Genomic DNA, 18,507 nt, shown 5'->3' with positions numbered 1-18,507 from the left:
GGCCCAGGCAAACAAGGCGCCTTGGTCGCCGCGGGTTGTGTCGCTATCGGCTCCGCCGGCGCGGAGGTAACCCGTTCCCCAGCACCAGCCAACTTGCCGCTGAACAGTCCGCTCCGCCGTCGCGGAGGTGACCCGTCCAGAAGGCGGCTGGCGGCCTCTGACTGCACGTCCGCTCCGCCTGCGTGGAGGCGTCTCAGTGCCGGCGGTACTGTCGTTGCCCTGTGTGAGGTGTGCGGGGGCGACCCGCCGAGGGAGTCGCGCAGGCCGGAGAGGACTTCGGCTGTTCCGCCAGAGCGGAGGTGCCCCGTCGGGCGACACCCTGTTCGAGATCGGCCAGCGATCCGCTCCGCCCGCGCGGAGGTGACCCGAACTCGATGCGGCCGAGCAGCAGCAGCGACTCGTCCGCTCCGCCCGTGCGGAGGTGACCCCTACCCGTCGTCGCCGAGGCGTGCCCCGTGGACGTCCGCTCCGCCCGTATGGAGGTGCCCCGATCGGATCGGGGCGGTCGGCTACCGGATGTCCGCTCTGCCCGTACGGAGGAGTGCCTCCTGCACGGTGAGAGTTCCTGGGTAGCTCTACACCGCGGTGCTGTCCGCGAGCCGTGACACCATGGGCAGCGAGCGCTCCTTGACACCACAACAGCACTGCCGACCCGACACTGCGGCACGGTCAAGAAACCCCAAAGGCCGCGCTGCGCCGCAGGTCGCGAAGGGTCCGCTCCGCCCGTGCGGAGGTGCCCCGCGGGAGGAGCCGACCGGGAGGGCGGCGGGGTGGTCCGCTCCGCCCGTGCGGAGGTGCCCCGGCCATGAGCCGGGCCTACAAGGCCCTGATCTCGTCCGCTCCGCCCGTGCGGAGGTGCCCCGCAGAGAACCGCGGGGAGGCTGGCCCGGGTGTCGTCCGCTCCGCCCGTGCGGAGGTGCCCCGCCGCCTGGATGATCGCCGACCTCCAGAAGACGGTCCGCTCCGCCCGTGCGGAGGTGCCCCGGCCCTGCGCCCCGTGCCCGACACCGAGAGCACGTCCGCTCCGCCCGTGCGGAGGTGCCCCGGCCGTAGGCGAGTTCGGCGATCAGGTCCGGGTGTCCGCTCCGCCCGTGCGGAGGTGCCCCGGCGTTGACGACGGGAACGGTCTGACGGCCGGGGTCCGCTCCGCCCGTGCGGAGGTGACCCGTGGACGCTGCTGTGGCGGGAGGAACCGCAGAGGTCCGCTCCGCCCGCGCGGAGGTGGCCCGGTGCCGGTGCGGAAGGCGTCGGCGGCCTCCTGGTCCGCTCCGCGTGCGCGGAGGTGGCCCGTCGGGGGCGTCCGCGTAGGCCTCGGACGCCGAGTCCGTTCCGCCCGCGCGGAGGTGGCCCGGTCTGGGAGGTGCCGATGGCTTCGATCTCGTCGTCCGCTCCGCCCGCGCGGAGGTGGCCCGGTGAGGCCGTTGTAGACGTCGGCGTTCCACAGGTCCGCTTCGCCTGCGCGGAAGTGACCTGGCCGAATATCCAGAGGTCCGCCGGACCTTGCAGTCCGCTCTGCCCGCAGCGCGAGCTTGGGCCGGTCCCGTTCCGCCCGTGCGGAGGTGCCCCGGAGGCGACCTCCCACACCCGGACGCTGGCCGGGTCCGCTTCGCCCGTGCGGAGGTGCCCCGTAGAGCGCGATGGCGGTGTGCTTCGGGATCTCGTCCGCTCCGCCCGCGCGGAGGTGCCCCGGGCTGGTCGAGACCAGCCCCGGTCAGGTCGCAGTCGGAGGTGCCCCGATGAACGCCTACGTCGACCCCGACGTCCAGGCGTCCGCTCCGCCCGCGCGGAGGTGCCCCGACCAGGGACCGAAGCACCATGTAGCTTCGGGTGGCCGTTCCGCCCGTGCGGAGGTGCCCCGGTGTGTGCCTCCGTTCCGCCAATGCGGAGGTGGCCCGGACGACGACCCGGTCCGGATCCTGCGGACCGGGTCCGCTGCGTCCGTGCGGAGGTGACCCACCCGCCGCAACCGGCTCTGAGCTGGGCTGAACGTCCTCTCCGCCAACGCGGAGGTGACCCAGTCGTCGGGAACAGGTTCCTGATCTCCGACCGGTCCGCTCCGCCAGCGCGGAGGTGCCCCGTCCAGAAGGCGGCTGGCGGCCTCTGACTGCACGTCCGCTCCGCCTGCGCGGAGGCGTCTCAGTGCCGGCGGTACTGTCGTTGCCCTGTGTGAGGTGTGCGGAGGCGACCCGCCGAGGGAGTCGCGCAGGCCGGAGAGGACTTCGGCTGTTCCGCCAGAGCGGAGGTGCCCCGTCGGGCGACACCCTGTTCGAGATCGGCCAGCGATCCGCTCCGCCCACGCGGAGGTGACCCGGTGAAGCCGTTGTGGACGTCGGCGTTCCACAGGCCCGCTCCGCCTGCGCGGAAGTGACCCGCCGATGATGTCACCGTTGTCGTCGCGGATCGGGTCTGCTCCGCCCGTGCGGAGGTGACCCGAACACCCAGGCGAGCACCTTGGAGTGGGTGAAGTCCGCTCCGCCAGCACGGAAGTGCCCGCCGGTTGAGGTCGATCTGCTCTGCCCGCGCGGAGGTAGCCCGGCCTGCGCGGCGTACTCCACCGTGTTCGGCCCGTCCGCTCCGTCCATGCGGAGGCGACGGTCAAGAAACTGCAAAGGCCACGCTGTGCCACAGGTCACGAAGGGGTCTGCTCCGCCGGCGCGGAGGTGACCCGTTGTCGTTGAAGTCGGCCCGCAGGAACGGGTCGTCCGCTCCGCCCGTGCGGGGTACCTGGGCCGCGAGGGCGAGCTCGAGCTGATGGAGCTGTTCCCTGTCCGCACGAGTTCAGCGCACCCGCTCCCCGACGTCGGCCTCCAGGGTTGGTGTCCGCTCCGTTCGTACGGAGGTGGCCCGTGCACGCCGGAGCAATGCCGCATCCTCTCCCGGTCCGCTCCGCCCACGCGGAGGTGCCCCGTCGAATCCGTCGATCACGGCCGCCAGTTGCTCGTCCGTTCTGCCCGCGCTGAGGTAGCCCGCTGTCGTGGTCGGACCTGTTCGAGTTGATGGGGTCCGCTCCGCCCGCGCGGAGGTGACCCGCCTTGCTGGACGTCGACGACGATCAATGCCGCCGTTCTGTCTGCTTCGCTCGCGCGGAGGTGCCCCGGACCCGGCGGACCGTGCGGAGTCGTACGGTGCGTCCGCTCCGCCTGTGCGGGGTACCTGGGCCGCGAGGGCGAGCTCGAGCTGATGGAGCTGTTCGTTGTTCGCACGAGTTCAGCGCACCCGCTCCCCAATGTCGGCCTCCAGGCCGGCGTCCGCTCCGTTCGTACGGAGGTGGCCCGTACACGCCGGAGCAATGCCACATCCTCTCCCGGTCTGCTCCGCCCGCGCGGAGGTGACCCGGTGCTGCACGAGGTGCTGGAGACCCTGGACGAGTCCGCTCCGCCCGCGGGGAGGAGTGCCGCCGCCAGGGTGAGCGCGTGGGCAGCTCGTCACAGCGGTGCTGTCCGCGAGCCGTGACACCATGGACAGCGAGCGCTCCTTGACACCACAACAGCACAACCCAGCCTCGCCAACACGGTCAACAAATGGCAAAGGCCGCACTGCGCCGCAGGTCGCGAAGGTCCGCTCCGCCCACGCGGAGGTGACCCGGTGCCGAGCATGGTGGGCTCCTAGTGGGTGGTGTCCGCTCCGCCCACGCGGAGGTGACCCGAGATCGGGTCGACCATGCTGCGCCAGGCCCTCGTCCGCTCCGCCCACGCGGAGGTGACCCTGTCCGGGCGGCGGGGGAGCCCGGTGACCACCCGTCCGCTCCGCCTACGCGGAGGTGACCCGCGCCTCAGCAGTTCCTCCACCCGGGGCATGTCGTCCGCTCCGCCCACGCGGAGGTGACCCGGCCGAGCACCTCGACTCACTGGCGGCCTGGAAGTCCGCTCCGCCCACGCGGAGGTGACCCGTGGTGAGGGTGAGCGTCTGGTCGTATGGGATGGTCCGCTCCGCCCACGCGGAGGTGACCCGGGGCTGTTCGACGGCCCGACCACGACCCCGCTGTCCGCTCCGCCCACGCGGAGGTGACCCTAGAAGGCGCGATCTGTAGACGGTAGGCCGGGCGTCCGCTCCGTCCGCCCGGAGGCGCCCCGTCTGTGGTGTTGTTGCGCGGATGCCGGGGGCAGTCCGCTCCGCCCGCGCGGAGGTGCCCCGCTCAAGGGCATTCCGGCCGCGAACCCGCAGACGTCCACTCCGCCTGAGCGGAGGTGGCCCGTCCTCGCCCATGTTCTGCGGCGTCGGCAGGGCGTCCGCTCCGCCCGTGTGGAGGTGACCTGCCCGGCGCGCACCCGGCGTGGGTCTGAAGTCTGCACCAGCCGTCTGCTCCGCCTGCGCGGGGGCGGCCCCTGATCAGCACCGTCCGCGTCATCCGGGAGCACATCGGCCCCGCCTTCGCGGAGGTCGCCCCAAGGCCTGATACCCCAGGTCCGCTCCGCCGGTGTGGAGGTCGCCTCCGTGTAGCCGGCCAGCAGCAGTCCGACCGCGCTGTCGGTTCGCCCTTGCAGAGACGACCCGTCCCGGATCTCGGGCCAGCGTCCTCATCGCGCCCTGGCGGCTCGTTCCGCTCGTGCGGAGGTGACCCGGTGATCGTCGGGACCAAACCGGTGACCGAGAGGTCTGCTCCGCCCGCCCGAGGGTGTGTTCCACGTCGGGATGAAGGACGAGCTCGACCTCGGCGGCTGGGGTGATCTCGGTGCCGACGTCGGTTGCCTTCGTGACATCGAAGCGCACCATCTGGACGATGATCGTCCCATCCGCTCCGCTCGTGCGGAGGTGACCCGAACGTCCGCGGCAGCTCGACCTCCCCCGTCAGGTCCATTCCGCCGGTGCGGAGGTGACCCGAGGAGCGGGATCAACAGGTTCCGCAGCCGCGGGTCCACCCCGCCCGCTCGAAGGTCTTGTGTCTGGCAAGTAGCAGGAGGTACTGGTCTCCGGTGAGCTCGAGCTCACCCAGCAGCAGTTCTAGACCGCTGGCATCGCACCATGGCCCGACCAGGTCTCCCGGCTTCTCACCGACCACGTCTCAGGCTGGAGACCGACGAGAGCCTGCCGATCGCGGACCGCGTCGCCGGCTGCCTCGTCCTGCAGTACGGCCAGAGCACCGACCGCATCGTCAACCTCACCGTCGCCCAGGTCCGCATCCACCCCGACGAACCCGGGGTACTGGGCCCCAGCTCGGCCGCGAATCGCTCTGGCTGACGCTCGCGGACCTCCTGGGCACCGCGGACGGCACCGCCCACTCCTGGCACGAATGGAACGGAGGAGACCGAGTCAGCTACGTCGCCCCCCGCCTTCGGACAGCACAAGCCCCGACGAGCCCAGAATGAGCCCCTTTCGGGTGCAGGCCGTAGACCGTGTGAGAAGCCCCTAGCTGGTGGACGCGCTGAGCAGGTCGACCATCGTCCGCACCGGAAGCGGCAACCAGTCCCCGGCGGCCGGGCGGTTTCGGGAGAGGCCCTCGACGATCTGAGTGGATGTCGGACGGCGGTGGGGGTCACGGTCGAGACAGCGGACGACCAGATCGGCCAGTTGAGCCGGCAGCAGACCGAGGACGGACTCCAGGTCCTCACTCTCATCCACCGGCACCGCCCCTCCGGCATGGCACAGCACCATGCCGAAGGCGTAGACGTCCGTGGCGAACGTGACCGGCCCTCCGATGTACTGCTCCGGGGCCAGGAATCCCCGCGTGCCGATCAGCTGGCCGGAACGGGTGAGCATGGTGTCGTCGAGTGCCCGAGCGATGCCGAAGTCGATGACGCGAGGCCCAGTTCCGGAGATGATGATGTTGCTCGGCTTGAGGTCGCGATGGACGATGTTGCAGGCGTGGATCCCCTCAAGCGCCTCGGCAACACCGACGGCCAAGGTGTGCAGGCTCCGGCTCGGCAACGCACCGTAGTGCTTCAGGACTTCGTGCAGCGGCAGGCCGGGGATGTACTCGGTGATCAGCCAGGGCGGATCACCTTGCGGGTCGGCAGCGACCACCGGCGCGGTGTGGAATCCACCGACCCGGCGCACGGCCTCGATCTCACGGCCGAACCGCCGGCGGAACTCGGCGTCCGCGGCAAGCTCCGGCCTGATGACCTTGACCGCGACCAGGCGCTCCCCGGCAGAGCGTGCGAGGAAGACCGTTCCCATACCGCCCTCGCCGAGCCGGGCAGTCAGCTGGTAGCGGCCGATACTGCGCGGGTCGTCCCCCCTCAACGGTTGATGGCATGGCCCGAGCGATGCCTGCAAGGGCGGCGGTGGAGCGGCCGGTGCTCCACTGTCCACCGCGGCGGCGACCCCCGCAGCCGCCCCTGTGTCGGCGCGCAGCACCGCGGCCTGGGCCTCGCCCTCGGCCTTGAGCACCTCGGCCTGCTTCTCACCCTCGGCCTTGAGGATCTGCGCCTGGCGCTGGCCCTCGGCGGTGAGGATCGCCGCGCGCTTGTCCCGCTCGGCGCGCGTCTGCTTCTCCATCGCGTCCTGGATGGAGGCCGGCGGCTTGATCGTCCTGAGCTCGGCGCGGTTGACCCGGATGCCCCACTTGCCGGTGGCCTCGTCCAGGACGCTGCGCAGACCGGCGTTGATGACCTCACGGGAGGTGAGGATGGATTCGAGGTCCATCGAGCCGATGATGTTGCGCAGCGTGGTGTCGGTCAACTGCTCGATCGCCTCGGCGTAGTCGGCAACCTCGTAGGTGGCGGCGCGCGGGTCGGTGACCTTGTAGTGGACCACCGTGTCGATGTCGACAACCAGGTTGTCCCGGGTGATCACCGGCTGCGGCGGGAACGGCACGACCTGTTCGCGCAGGTCGATCCGGGCGCGGACGCGTTCGATGAACGGGATGACTACGTTCAGGCCTGCGTTGAGGGTGCGCTTGTAGCGGCCGAAACGCACCACGATCGCGGCACGGGCCTGCGGGATCACCCGGATCGGTCGGGCCAGGGCCAGCAGTAGAATCAGCCCGATGATAAGGATGAGTACCGGCTCCACTCCAGCCCCCTCGCCCGTGACCACATCGGACATCTGATCCGGACGACGTCCGGCAGTGTCCGGCCCGAAGTCTGACAGACGTGCACCGTGATGCCTATAGCCCGACCGGCCGGGGCGAGGCTCACGACCCGACGGAGTTTGGCGGTACGCGCCGATAGCCCGAGTCCGCTCCGCCCGCGCGGAGGTGACCCGTCAGAACAGGCCTACGACCGGCTGTTAGGGGCGTCGGGTCGGCAGTCCTTGGAGCGCGGCATCGCGCCGAGGACGACCTGCTCGGCGGCCAGGTCGTACGGCACCGCGAAGGTGACGCTGCCCGGCTCCGGTGCCGGCTCGCTCTCGCTCGGACCCGACGTCGGAGCTCCTCTTCTAGACCGGGAAGCCGAGTGTCGGGCCGGGGCGGGGGGTGCCGATGTGGAGGGCGCTGAGGCTGGTCAGCCCGGCGGTGGGGAGGCCGAGGGCCTCGTCGGTGGCGGCGCAGGAGGCGTCGGAGCGGATCCGGGCGGACAGGCCGAGGGCGGCCGCCGCGAGGGCGGCGCGTTGCAGGGCCAGCCCGGCCTCGATGTGGGCCAGGCGGTACCAGCGGTCGCCGTACGCGTCGATGCCCGCCTCCAGGGCGGCGACCGGCAGGACCGTCAGGGGCGCCTCCAGGTAGTCCAGCCGGGTCGGCGGCGCGGCCAGCCCGGCGGCGATCCGTCCCGGTGCGCCGGGCGGGACCGGCAGCGGGGCCAACTCCCCGTCGCGGTAGGCGTAGCAGCCCGCGGCGAGGCCGGTGACGTCGCGGACCACGCAGCACAGCGCGACCGCGGCGGGTGCCGTCGCGACCCCGGCGAGGTCCCCGGGGTACCCGGCGGCCGCGGCGCCGAGCAGCGCCGCCAGCGCCCGCCGGTCCATCGGCACCGGCAGGAACCCGTTGCTCGCCGAGGCGCGCCGCGCGACCCCCGCGCGGAGGCCGGCCGAGCCCAGGGGGGCCGCGTCGGGCAGCCGGATCGCCGCCCCGGGCGCGGACACGGGCGCGGGAAGCGGCCGGGCGGGCTGGACCGCGTCCGGCCGTTCGGTCAGCGAGGCCCCGTGCACGGCGGCGGTGTAGGGCAGCAGCCCCAGGATCGAGGTCGGCGGTGTCTCCGGTACGGCCGCCACCGACGGCAGCGACGGCGGCTCGCCGGGGCCCGGGCCGGCCGCCGGGGCGGCCGGGTGGCGGAGCGTCAGGACGGCCGTCACGCTCTGCCCGTAGGGGTCGAGGCCGAGCAGCGCGTCGACCGGCCGGTCGTCCTGGCGCAGCCGCACCCCGACGGCCGCGCCCAGCGCCTCGGCGACCGCCTGGGCCTGGGCGAGCAGCACCCCGGTCTCCTGCTGTTGCAGCCGGTAGCCGAACTCCCGGTACTTCACGGCGCTGCGCCAGAACACCGTCGTGAGGACGAGGACCAGGTCGGGCGCCTCGCCGGTGCCCGGCGCCAGGGCCCTGCGGTGGTCCCCCGGGCGGACGGCGACCAGCCGGTGCCCGACGCCGTCGTAGTGGTACACCGCCGCCGGCAGGCCGGGGGCCGCGCCGAGCGCGAGGTACGCCTCGATCGGGTAGCGGGCGCCGCCGCTCGGCGCGGGGCGGCAGTCGCCCTGGCCGGGCGGGGCGGCGAGCGCGGTGCCCGTCGCCGGGTCCACCGGGTACATCCAGTTCGCCCTGGTCCGGCCGAGCAGTTCGCGCATCAGCGTGCCCAGGACGGCCGGCCAGTCGTGGGCGCCGTCCGCCGGTTCCCACGGCAGCGGCACGGTGGGGCGGTCGGCGTGGACGAGGTGTGCGGGCGGGAGCGGGCCCGGGGACTGCGGGAGCGGTCCGGGGTGGCGGCCGTACGGCAGGTAGGCACGGGCCGCCGCTCCCGGTGCCGGGTCGGTGGGAGGAGCGCTGGGTGACACGGGTGACCTCTGCGGATTGTCGTGGCGGTCCGGTCTCGGCCGGTCGCGCGGGGCGGATCGGTCGCGCGGGGCGGATCGGTCGCACGGGGCGGATCGGTCGCGGCGGTTCAGGGGAACGGGTGCGGGTCCGGGTTGAGCTCCGCCGGGGTGAGGTCCCGGTCGCGGTGGCCCAGCAGCCGGGGCACCGTCAGCAGCCGTGGCAGCCCGTGGGTGCGCCGGAACCGGTGCCCGAAGGTCATCGGCAGCGTGCCGGGGACCAGCACCTTGACGCAGGCCAGCCCGCCGGCCCGGTGTTCGGCCGAGGTCTGGTCGACCACCACCACGTCCAGGCCGGTGCCGGTGAACCGGCCGACCAGTTCGGTGAGGTCCCCGATCAGGTCCCGGTGCTCCGGCCAGGGGGTGCCGGCGGCCACGGCGGCCAGCGGCACGGGCGGCGCGCCGGCGCCGAGGAAGCCCAGCCGTTCCCGGGCGGCCGGGTGGCCGTACAGGGTGGCGTGGTCGTCCATCGTCCGCACCTCGGCCGGGTCCGCCAGCATCCGGGCCGCGCGGTCCGGGTCGTGCCGGCGGTCGGCGCCGGACAGGAAGCCGGTGAGCTCGGAGAGGCTGCGCAGCAGGGCCCGTTCGGCCGTCAGCGCGGTGCCGGCGCCGCAGAGCAGGTCCAACCCGCGCGGCGTGGCGGATCCGGCGGCGGGGTCGGCCTCGGCCAGCACCCAGAACGCGGGCACCCGGTGCTCGGTGGTGGTGGCGAACGCGCGCAGCCGGTAGCCGAGCCGGTGCCGGGCGAGCTCGGCGAGCAGCGGGATCCGGCGGTCGGCGGCCGAGGCCAGGTCGACCTCGGGGACGGGCAGCCGGGCGTACCAGGTGAGCAGGAAGGCGTCCCGCTCGGCGACCTCCAGCAGCCCGTGCAGCACCGCCTCGGCCGGGCTGTTGCCGAGGGCGCAGCCGTTGGACGTCTCGAACACGAAGGAGTCGTCGAGGTGGCCGCGGTTGTAGTAGGCGTAGCTCTCGGGCACCAGGACGGGCAGGCCCCGGGCGAAGGAGTACCCCCACACCCAGCGCAGTTCCCGGTCGGGGGTGTACGGCGCGAACGGGAAGCCGGGGAGGCCGTGCTGCTCGGGGTGGTGCAGGCCGAGCCCCTGGGGGTCCACGGCGTGGTCCGCGATGTCGCGGAACCGGGCCGTGACGGTGGTGCGCCGGCCTCGCGGGGCCTCGCCGCCCAGCCGCTCCAGGGCCTCCAGGATGGCGGCGAGCCGGGTGGAGCCGAGGTCGGTGGCGTGACCGTAGCCGTTGGCGCTGGCGTGGACGGCCCGGGAGGGGGCCGTCCGGGCGGTGGCGCACAGGGCGGCGGGGGTGGACCAGGTGTCCACCGAGGCGATCACGCCGGTGACCGGGTCGACGTAGCGGTCCGCGAGGACCTCCGGGTCCGGCTGGGCGGTACGGGGCACGTCCGGGTGGAGCTTCGGCGCGGGCGGCAGCGCGAGGACGGCCGCCGCCGCGCTGTCGGCCGGCAGGGCGCCGCAGTCCGGGCAGTACGGGTGCGGCAGCAGGGTGCTGCGGGAGGTCTCGCCGGTGTCCGCCGCCACCCGCAGCACCGCGTCGACGGTGCGGGGCGGGAGCGGGCCGGCGGTGGGACCGGCGAAGGCGGCGAGCCGGGCCGTCTCCTCGCTGACGAGGCCTCGGACGGCGTCGAGCAGCAGCGGGTTGGTCCGCAGCGCCGGCAGGTCGGGCGGGAGCAGCTCACGGTGGGCCGGCTCCGCGCTGTTGTCGCGCTCGCGCAGCTCGGCGCAGCCCGGGCAGCCGGGGCGGCCGGGGAGGCCGGCGGGCCCGAGGACCACCTGTCCGGCGAGCAGCCGGACCGGCAGCCAGGGGCGGCGGTGCGCGGCCGCCCAGGCGCGGCCCCGGCGCAGCGGTTCGAGGTCGCCGGGGCCGGCGGTGGTGACGACCAGGACGTCCGCGACCTCCGGGAGATCCGGGAGGTCCGGGAGGTCCGGGAGGTCCGGGCCGGGCTGCGACGGGTCGGCGGCGGTGACGGTCCGCCGGTCGGGGGCGGCGGCGAGCCAGGGCGAGCCGAGCAGCGCGACGGTGACCGCGCCGCGGGCGGGTGTGCGGAGGCCGGTCACGGGAGCAGCACCACCCGGGTGAGGTCGGGCAGGACGGCGGTCGCCTGCGGGTCGAGGTCCAGCGGGACGGCGACGGCCCGCAGACCCGTGGTGGTCCGCAGCGCCGCGGCCAGCGCCGCCAGGTCGGGGTCCGGGGCGGCGGCCATGTGCGTGGCCGCGGGCTCGGGCACGGCGACCGCGACCGCGGGCACGGGCACGGCAACCGGCGGAACCGGCTCGGGCCGGTACCCGGGCTGGTCCTCCGTGCTGGACTGCCAGGCCAGCAGCGCGCGTTCGGCGGAGCGGGCGACCGCCTCGGCCAGGTCCCGTCCGGCGGCGGCGACGGTCCCGGTGCCCAGCCGGGTGGCGCAGGCCGGCACGCCGGTCACCGCGGTGAGGTCGTACAGAGCGGGCTCGCCGACCGTGCCGAGCAGCCGCAGCAGGTGGCCGGTGCGGGGGTCGGCGGCGAAGTCCGCCGGATCGAGTGCGGTGGCCCCGGCCCGGGCGGCGCCGGGCGCCCGGGCCAGCAGGGCCTCGACCTGGTCGGCGAGGCCGAGCCAGTGCGCCTCCTCGGGCGAGCGGCCGCCGGCCGTGCCGCGCAGCCGCTGCCCGGCGGTGCGGTCCGGGAACGCGGTCGGCACCGGGACGGGGACGGGCCGGCCGTCGGCCAGGTCCACGCCCTGGAGGGTGGTCCGGCCCTCGTCCGCGGCCCGGCCGGCGGTCGCGTCCGCGGCGTAGGCCGCCAGACCGGCCAGCACGGCGGTGACCCGCGCCTCGTCCCGTTCGAGGCCCGAGCCGATGGCCGGTACGTCCAGCGGCTCGCCCCGGTAGCCGTGCGGGACGGCCCGGCAGACCCAGAGCGGGGATTGGGTGAAGTCGGCCTCGTCCACCGCGCCGAGCAGGCCGGTCCGGGCGTCGACGACGCGCGCCGCGCGGACCAGCAGGTCGGCGTCGGCAGCGGCAGCGGCATGAGCGTCGGCGGACGGCGTCGCCGCACCGCTGGTCGGGGCCGCCGGGTGGGGCAGGACCAGGTGCCGGGAGCCGGCCAGGGTGTGCAGGTCGGTGCGGGCCAGGGTGGGGGCGGCGGAGGTCCCGGGGGCGGGCGGCAGGTCGTCCAGGCCGGTCAGGGCGCGGAACAGGCCGAGCACCAGGCGGTGCGCGAGCAGGCCCGGGACGGCGCCGCCCAGCGGCGCCTCGCGCTCGCCGTCGCGCGGCGGCAGCAGCCGGCGCCAGCCCGATGCGGCGGCCCCGGCGTCGGCGGGACCGAACCAGGCCTCGGCGCCGCCGAGCAGCAGTTGGGCCGGGGTCAGGCCGGCGGCGGCGCAGTGCTCCGCGGTCGCGAGGAGCGCCCGGCGGGCGGCCCCGAACCCCTCGTGCGCCGTCCGGACCTCCAGCACGGCCCCGACCCGCGGCCGCTCCGGCCGCTCCGGCCGCTCCGGCAGCTCCGACCGGTCCGACCGGTCCGACCGGTCCGGCAGGTCCGACCCGTCCGTCAGGTGCACCCGCTGGTCCTGGTCCCGTCGCTGCGCCGACGCGAACCGGTCCAGTGCGGTGAACGCGGCCGGTTCGGCGACCACTTCGACGTCGCGGCACCCGGTCCGCAGCAGCGCGCGCAGCGCCGCCTCCCGGAGCGGCCCGTCGGCGATCAGTCGCACCCGGGTGTCCCGGTAGCGCTGGAAGCGGTGCTCGGCGGAGTCCAGCGCGTGCCGCAGGAACGCGATCTCCGGTGCGTACTCGCGCAGTTCGTGCTCGGCGAGGCCGTGCGGCCGGTCCTCCCGGGCGTCCTTGACGAAGCCGAGCCGGTGCAGGCGCAGCACGAGGTCCCGTACGGCGCCCTGCTTGTCCGCCGGGAGCGGGGCGGTCAGTTCGTCCAGGGTGTGCCGGCCGGTCAGGTGCGGGGTCAGCCGTCGCAGCCACTCGTACGCCTGTGCCCCGGGCAGGACCCAGGAGCGGTGGCCGGCGTGCAGGTAGGCGCCCTCGGGGACCGGCACGCAGCGGACGTCGTCGTTGAGTCTGGGTCGCATCCGGCTCAGCTCCTCTGCGGGTCGGTGGTGGCGGGGACGGCTCCGGCGGGGTGGAGCTCGGTGGGGGCGGCTCCGGCGGGGTGGCGCTCGGCGTAGGCGCGGGCCCGGTCCAGCGCGCTGACCCCGAAGGCGTCCTCGACGGTGCGGGCCGTCAGGTAGCAGAGCAGGAAGCGCTGGGTCATCGAGAGGCCCAGCCGGTCGAGGTGGGTGTACAGCTGGTTGATCGCCAGCCGGTGGCCGCGGAACCAGGTCGTGGACATCACCTCGCTCCGGTACGACGCGTTGCCGAGCAGCAGGCCGAGCAGTTCGCCGAGTCGCGGCTCGGCGAGCAGGGGGGTGCGGGCGGCGTGGTCCAGGTCGATCAGGCCGCCCTCCAGCAGCGGCAGGGCGGCGGCCTTCCGGTCCCGCACGTACCCGGCGAACTCGGTGACGAAGGGCAGCCGTCCGGTGCCGTCCAGGGTGTCGAGCACCGCGGCCAGGTCGTCGCCGAGTTCGCCGCGCAGCTGCTGGAACCGCGCCTCGAAGGCGGCCCGGACGTCGTCCGGTTCCGCGCACTGGGCGAAGAAGCCCTCGGCGTGCGAGGCGAAGGACATGAAGCCCCGGGACACCGGCGGCAGGCTGGTGTGCGCGAAGGCGAACATCAGCCACAGCGCGGGCCGCAGCCGGCTGTGGCCGGTGCGGCGGACGTGCTCCAGGACGGGGAGGGCGAGCCGGCTGCTCGCGGCGTGGCCCTCGTCCAGCAGTTCGGTCAGCCGCGGGCTCCCCAGGACGTGCCGGCGGTCCTCGTACGGCTCGCTCTGGAGGGTGTTGTCGGGGTACCACGGCGACAGCGGGCCGCGCTCGTCCAGCAGGGCCGCCCTGCGGGCGTGGCCCGCGGTCTCCCGGGCCTCGTCGAGGACGGCGGTGGACGGGCTGCGCCGCAGGAAGGCGGCCAGCCGCTGTTCGGCGGCCGGCTGCACGGTCCCGCGCCAAGCACTGTCCGTGGTACGGAAGTTGAGCCGCACGTGCGGGCCGCGCCGCCAGTGGCGCTGGAAGTACGGCTGCTCGATCACGTCGGCGAGCTCGGCGAACAGGGGGCGGACGGCGTCCAGCAGCAGCGCGTCCTTGTCGTCCTGGTAGTAGCGGATCTGGAGGCTGCGCCAGTGGGTGTCAGTCACGGTGGTACCCGGTCCTCGCGGGGTCGGTGGATGGGCCGGCGCGGCCGGCGCCGGAGGGGGCTGCGGCCAGCCCGGACTCGACGAGGCGCCGGATGCGCTGCTCGACGCCGTGGTCGAGGCCGAGCCGGTTGTGCAGCAGGTGGACGCAGCGCAGCAGCACGGCCAGCACCGCGCGCCGCCCGGGCGCGGCGGAGCCGGGCGGCGGGACGGCGGTGGGGTGGGGGGCGGTGATCCGCAGCCGGCCGCGGGCGTCCAGGTCGAGCAGGTCGGCCCGCAGCTCGCGCACCGAGCGCAGCCAGCGGTCCTTCGGTCCGTCGCCGGTGACCGGGCCGTCCGCCTGCCGCCGGGCACGGGCCACCCGGTCCGCCATCGCGGGATCGGTCGCGCCGCCCGGGCGGGGGCGCAGCGCGGCGGCCAGCCGGTCCCGGTCGGGCTCCCAGACCGCGAGCGCCAGGATCAGCGCGTCCGCGCCGAAGCCCGCGCGCTGCGGCCCGGTCGCCCCGTCGGCGAGCAGCCCGAGGGCGAGGTCGCTGGAGAGGGTGAAGTGCCGCTCCACCGCGCGGACCGCCTCCGGCCCGCCGAACACCGACTCCTCGGGCCGGTACCGGATCTCCTCGACGGCGTCGTGCTCGCGCACCGAGCGGTCGTGGTCGGCGAGCCCCTCGGCGGCGGCCAGCCGCTCGGCCCAGGCCGCGTAGTCGGCAGCAGGCATCCGGCCGGCGGACGGGTGGGTGTCGAGGTGCCGGCCCAGCGCGGTGCGGGCCCGGTCCCGCACCGCCTCCGCCCGGGCGGCCGTGCGCGGCAGCAGCCGCAGCCGCAGGTGCGGGCCGCCCTCCCAGTACCGCAGGTAGAAGTACTCGTCGATCAGCCCGTCCCGCCGCAGGTCGGCGACCAGCGGCCGGACGGTCCGCACCAGCAGCGCGGTGGCGTCGGCCGTGCTGAACGCGTGCAGGCTCAGCCACTCCCGGCCGCTCCCGCGCCCCGGCTCAGCCACGACCGGCCCCCGCCGTCCGAGGGTCGGCACCCGGGGCGACCTCGGGGTCGACACCCGGGTCGGCAGCGGAGTCGGCACCGGGCTCGGCACCCGGCTCGGCACTCGGCTCGGCACTCGGGTCGACCTCGACGACGTACTCCACGACCCGTCGTCCGAGGTCGCCGAGGACGGGCGCGGCCGCCGGGTCGGGCAGCGCCTCCTGGAACAGCAGGACGCGGTCGGGGCGGGTGAGCAGCCGGTGGAACAGCAGGGCCAGGTCCGGGTTGGCGAGGTCGAGGAACATCGGCTTGCGGTCGCGCAGTTCCCCGAGGTCCCCGGGGCGCTGCGGCTCCCGCCCGCCGGCCGGCTGCCGCGGCGCGGGGCGGTCGGGGACGGCCCGTACGAAGGTGCGCTCCGGCACGCCGTGCCGGCGGGCCCAGTCGGTCAGCCGCAGCAGGTAGTGGGCCTCGTGCTCGCCGCGGCTCTGCCGCGGGACGGCGTCGGCCCGCACGCACCACGAGGCCCGGGCCACGACGACCCGGCCCACTGCGGTGCGCGGCCGGTGCAGGACCTCCCGGGAGTGCGCGGCGGGCGTGGTCGTCAGCAGCTCCCACAGCCCGGCCGAAGGCCCGGGGCTCTCGCCGAACAGCCTGACCAGGAGCAGCATCAGCGGCGGCAGCAGCCGGTCGGCCATGGTGCCCAGGTGCAGCGGCCGGACCTCCGGCCCGTCCGGTCCGTGGCGCAGCACGAGCCGCCGCCGGTCCGGGTCGTGGTCGACGAAGAGCGCGGCGGCGGGCAGGCGCTCGGCCGCAGGCCGGTGGCTGTCGACGCCCGGGGTGTCGATCTCGAAGCGGACGCCGTCGGCCCGCAGGTTCAGGTTGCTGCCGAAGGCGCCGCCGCTCTCGGCGAACAGCACGCCGCCCGGGCGGTCCGCCGGACCGTCGGCGGGTTCTGCCGTCCGGTCGGCGAAGTCCCCCTTCTCCTGGGCGAGTTCCGGCAGGACGCGGCGCAGCCTGGCGGTGCCGTGCCCGTGGCCGGCGCCGACGCCGTTGAGGACGAGGTCGAGGTCGCCGTCGTCGTCCCGGCCGGCCTCCTGCACGTAGCAGGACAGCGGTCCCGGGGCCGACCGGTGGGGGGCCAGGTCGGCGAGCAGCCGGTCGACGGCGCGGGCCGGGAGGCGGACGACGCCGTCCCCGTCGGCGGGGTGGTCGCGCAGGAAGCCGATCGCCTCGGCCCGCAGGCCGGCAAGCTCCCGGACGGCGGGCACCGGGCTGGCGCCCGGCGGGTGCCCGCCGGCCGTGGCCGGGTTGAGCAGGGCGCGCAGTTCGGCCGCGGCGCTGCCGGGTCGGGCGTCCCGGAGCCGGGTGACGAGGGCGCGGTGGAACAGCGGGAACGGGACGGGCCCGGCGTGGTCGGCGAAGACCTCGGCCGCGACCAGCCGCAGTGCGGCGTCGGGCCGGAACAGCGCGAGCAGCCGCCCGACGGCGGCGAGGTCCGCGAGCGCGCCTGCCCAGCGCTGGGGGTCGCCGTGCAGGACGACCTCGGTGAAGACGGCGTTCTCGTGGAAGAGGTTCTTGCGGGGCGGCGCCTGGGTCCGGTCGCCGGGCGTGCCGTAGGTCTCCAGCAGGCCGGTGATCTCCCGGTCCACCCGCCGGTGCAGCGCCGTCCGGACCGCCGCCGACGACCCTGGGTAGGCGGCCAGGGCGCGCCGGACGGCCTGCAACTGCCGCTGTCCGTCGGGGAGTTCCCAGCGTTCGAGGTGGCGCAGCAGCTCGCCGAGGTGGTCCGGGGACTGGTCGGCGAACGGCAGCCCCGCCTCCAGCAGGCCGACCTCGACGAGTCTGGCGAGGTAGGCCGTCGCGGTCTCCGTCACAGCCGTCGCCGAGGTTACCGCCGTCACCGCCGTCACCTCCGCCACCTCCGTCGCCGCGTCGGGCCGGGCGGCCGACCCGCCGGCGCGGGCCGCGAGGTGGTCGCGCAGTTCGGCGGCGGTGCGCGGGCCGCCGGCCCGCAGGAGGTCGACGCAGGCCCGGGCCGCGCCGTCCGCGGCGACCGACAGCACCCGCTCCGACCAGCCCGGTGCGACGAACCAGAAGCGGCCGTCCTCCTCGCACAGCGTCGGATTGACCCGCAGCACCCGGCCGCGCGGCGGCGTGCGGGGCCCGGCCAGCGCGTGCGCCAGCCGCTGCATCACCCAGACGTTCGGCTCGACGACGCTGTGCCAGGCCGTCGCGCCGGTCGGCGCGACGGCGGAGCCGCAGCGGCGCCACTCGCCGAGGCCGGTCACGGTGAAGGTCGCGTACGGGCTGGTCTTGGCGGCCGCCCGGGCCAGGTACTTGACCAGGCGCAGCCTGGTGCGGCGGGCCGGCTCGGTACCGGCCGGGGAGTCGAGCCACGCGGTGAGCGCGTCCGAGAGCATCGGGTTGCCCTGGACCAGCCCGTGGCGGAAGGCCGGGTTCGCGGTGTGGCGGCGTACGGCGGACAGGGCGTCCGGGAGGTCGCGGTCGTAGCGGTCCGGGAGCGCCGCGAAGTCCGCCCGGTGGGCGCGCAGGGCGGCCAGCCAGGCGTCGATCCGTTCGGCGAGGGCGGTCGGCAGGGCCTGCCGGACCTGGTCCGACCAGACCGCGGGGCCGGGCACGCTCGCGCCGTGGAGGCTGCGGCGCAGCGCCACCACCCGCGGTTTCAGCTCGGAGCCGGCCAGCGCGCCGATCACCGGGTGGCAGGCGTCGGCCAGGCGCGTGCCCTCGTGGGCCAGCCGGTCGCGTTCTGCGAGCAGGTGGTCCACCGCGGAGCGGACGGCCGGTCGGCGCAGTTCGTGCAGGGCGTCGGCCGGCAGGCCCGCGACGCGGACGGCGAACCGGCGGACGGCAGGGGTGGTGGGGGGAATCACGGTGGGAACGCCGTTTCGTCTCCGGAGGGTCCGACGGGCTCTTCCCAGCGCGCCGGAGGGGTACCGCCGGTCAGTCACCGGTGGTCGTGCTGCAGGGGAGCGTCCCGCAGGCCCTCGCCGGGTCCGACGGGACCGGCGGGACGCTCCTCAGTGGCTACCCGTCGGGCGGGTGCCCTGCCCGATCGATCAGGTCAGGCTGAAGTAGCAGTGGCAGCCGTAGGGGGCGCAGGAGGCGCCGACCTCGGTGTGCGCGCTGTCGGTGGCCAGCGAACCGATGGCGTCGCCCTCGGCGAGCTCGATGCCGGTGACGTCCAGGGCGTCCAGGTCGAGCGAGTTCAGCTGCATGTCCATGGTGACGGTCCTTCCTCTCGTTCCGTCGGCCCGTTCGGGCTGACAGGAGAACCTTCACAAGCGCCGATCTACAGCCGATATACGGAGAGCGCCGTCTCCGTCCACGGCCCGGACACCCTCCGGTGGCCCGCCTCCGGCCCGGTAAAGTTAGCTG

General features: G+C 75.2%; 8 protein-coding genes, 2 pseudogenes and 2 CRISPR repeat arrays. Of the genes and pseudogenes, 1 reads left to right on the top strand and 9 read right to left on the bottom strand.

The window, feature by feature from the left end; all coding sequences use genetic code 11:
• Window positions 1–712 precede the first annotated feature (712 nt).
• Window positions 713–1,473: direct repeats of the CRISPR family, unit length 29 nt; unit sequence GTCCGCTCCGCCCGTGCGGAGGTGCCCCG.
• A gap of 2,083 nt (window positions 1,474–3,556) precedes the next feature.
• A CRISPR array of direct repeats spans window positions 3,557–4,256; the repeat unit is 28 nt; unit sequence GTCCGCTCCGCCCACGCGGAGGTGACCC.
• A 706-nt stretch (window positions 4,257–4,962) separates the two neighbouring features.
• Window positions 4,963–5,178 (top strand): hypothetical protein, encoded by a 216-nt coding sequence (locus tag ACFXOZ_RS12605; RefSeq protein WP_380589806.1) that lies wholly within the window; start codon window positions 4,963–4,965, stop codon window positions 5,176–5,178.
• 168 nt (window positions 5,179–5,346) lie between these two features.
• On the opposite strand, the pseudogene ACFXOZ_RS12600 reads toward ACFXOZ_RS12605, so the two are convergent.
• The 9 genes and pseudogenes from ACFXOZ_RS12600 to ACFXOZ_RS12560 form a co-directional block, all read right to left on the bottom strand.
• A pseudogene (locus tag ACFXOZ_RS12600) lies at window positions 5,347–6,135 on the bottom strand (serine/threonine-protein kinase); the annotation flags it as partial.
• Between the two features lie 96 nt (window positions 6,136–6,231).
• Window positions 6,232–6,951, bottom strand: a pseudogene (locus tag ACFXOZ_RS12595) (SPFH domain-containing protein); the annotation flags it as partial.
• 366 nt (window positions 6,952–7,317) lie between these two features.
• Window positions 7,318–8,859 carry a SagB family peptide dehydrogenase gene (locus ACFXOZ_RS12590; protein WP_380589803.1) on the bottom strand — a complete coding sequence of 514 codons (1,542 nt, stop codon included), beginning with the start codon at window positions 8,857–8,859 and terminating at the stop codon, window positions 7,318–7,320.
• A 107-nt stretch (window positions 8,860–8,966) separates the two neighbouring features.
• Window positions 8,967–10,979, bottom strand: a complete 2,013-nt coding sequence (locus tag ACFXOZ_RS12585) for a TOMM precursor leader peptide-binding protein (RefSeq protein WP_380589800.1) — start codon at window positions 10,977–10,979, stop codon at window positions 8,967–8,969.
• Entirely contained in the window at window positions 10,976–12,982 is a 2,007-nt protein-coding gene (locus ACFXOZ_RS12580; RefSeq protein ID WP_380589797.1) for a hypothetical protein, read from the bottom strand. Before ACFXOZ_RS12580 ends, ACFXOZ_RS12585 begins: the two co-directional genes overlap by 4 nt.
• A gap of 5 nt (window positions 12,983–12,987) precedes the next feature.
• Window positions 12,988–14,139: a thiopeptide maturation pyridine synthase gene (locus ACFXOZ_RS12575; RefSeq protein ID WP_380589794.1), complete on the bottom strand. Its 1,152-nt coding sequence runs from the start codon at window positions 14,137–14,139 to the stop codon at window positions 12,988–12,990.
• On the bottom strand, window positions 14,132–15,133 hold the full coding sequence (locus ACFXOZ_RS12570) for a lantibiotic dehydratase C-terminal domain-containing protein (protein ID WP_380522680.1): 1,002 nt from the start codon (window positions 15,131–15,133) through the stop codon (window positions 14,132–14,134). Before ACFXOZ_RS12570 ends, ACFXOZ_RS12575 begins: the two co-directional genes overlap by 8 nt.
• Entirely contained in the window at window positions 15,126–18,002 is a 2,877-nt protein-coding gene (locus ACFXOZ_RS12565; protein WP_380589791.1) for a lantibiotic dehydratase, read from the bottom strand. Before ACFXOZ_RS12565 ends, ACFXOZ_RS12570 begins: the two co-directional genes overlap by 8 nt.
• A gap of 186 nt (window positions 18,003–18,188) precedes the next feature.
• Window positions 18,189–18,353 (bottom strand): hypothetical protein, encoded by a 165-nt coding sequence (locus tag ACFXOZ_RS12560; RefSeq protein WP_360234200.1) that lies wholly within the window; start codon window positions 18,351–18,353, stop codon window positions 18,189–18,191.
• Window positions 18,354–18,507 lie beyond the last annotated feature (154 nt).

It is taken from the genome of Kitasatospora sp. NPDC059160 (genome assembly GCF_042755465.1).
Classification (GTDB): domain Bacteria; phylum Actinomycetota; class Actinomycetes; order Streptomycetales; family Streptomycetaceae; genus Kitasatospora.
Note: the sequence above shows the minus strand (reverse complement) of the source record. Positions and strands in the feature narration are given on the sequence as shown.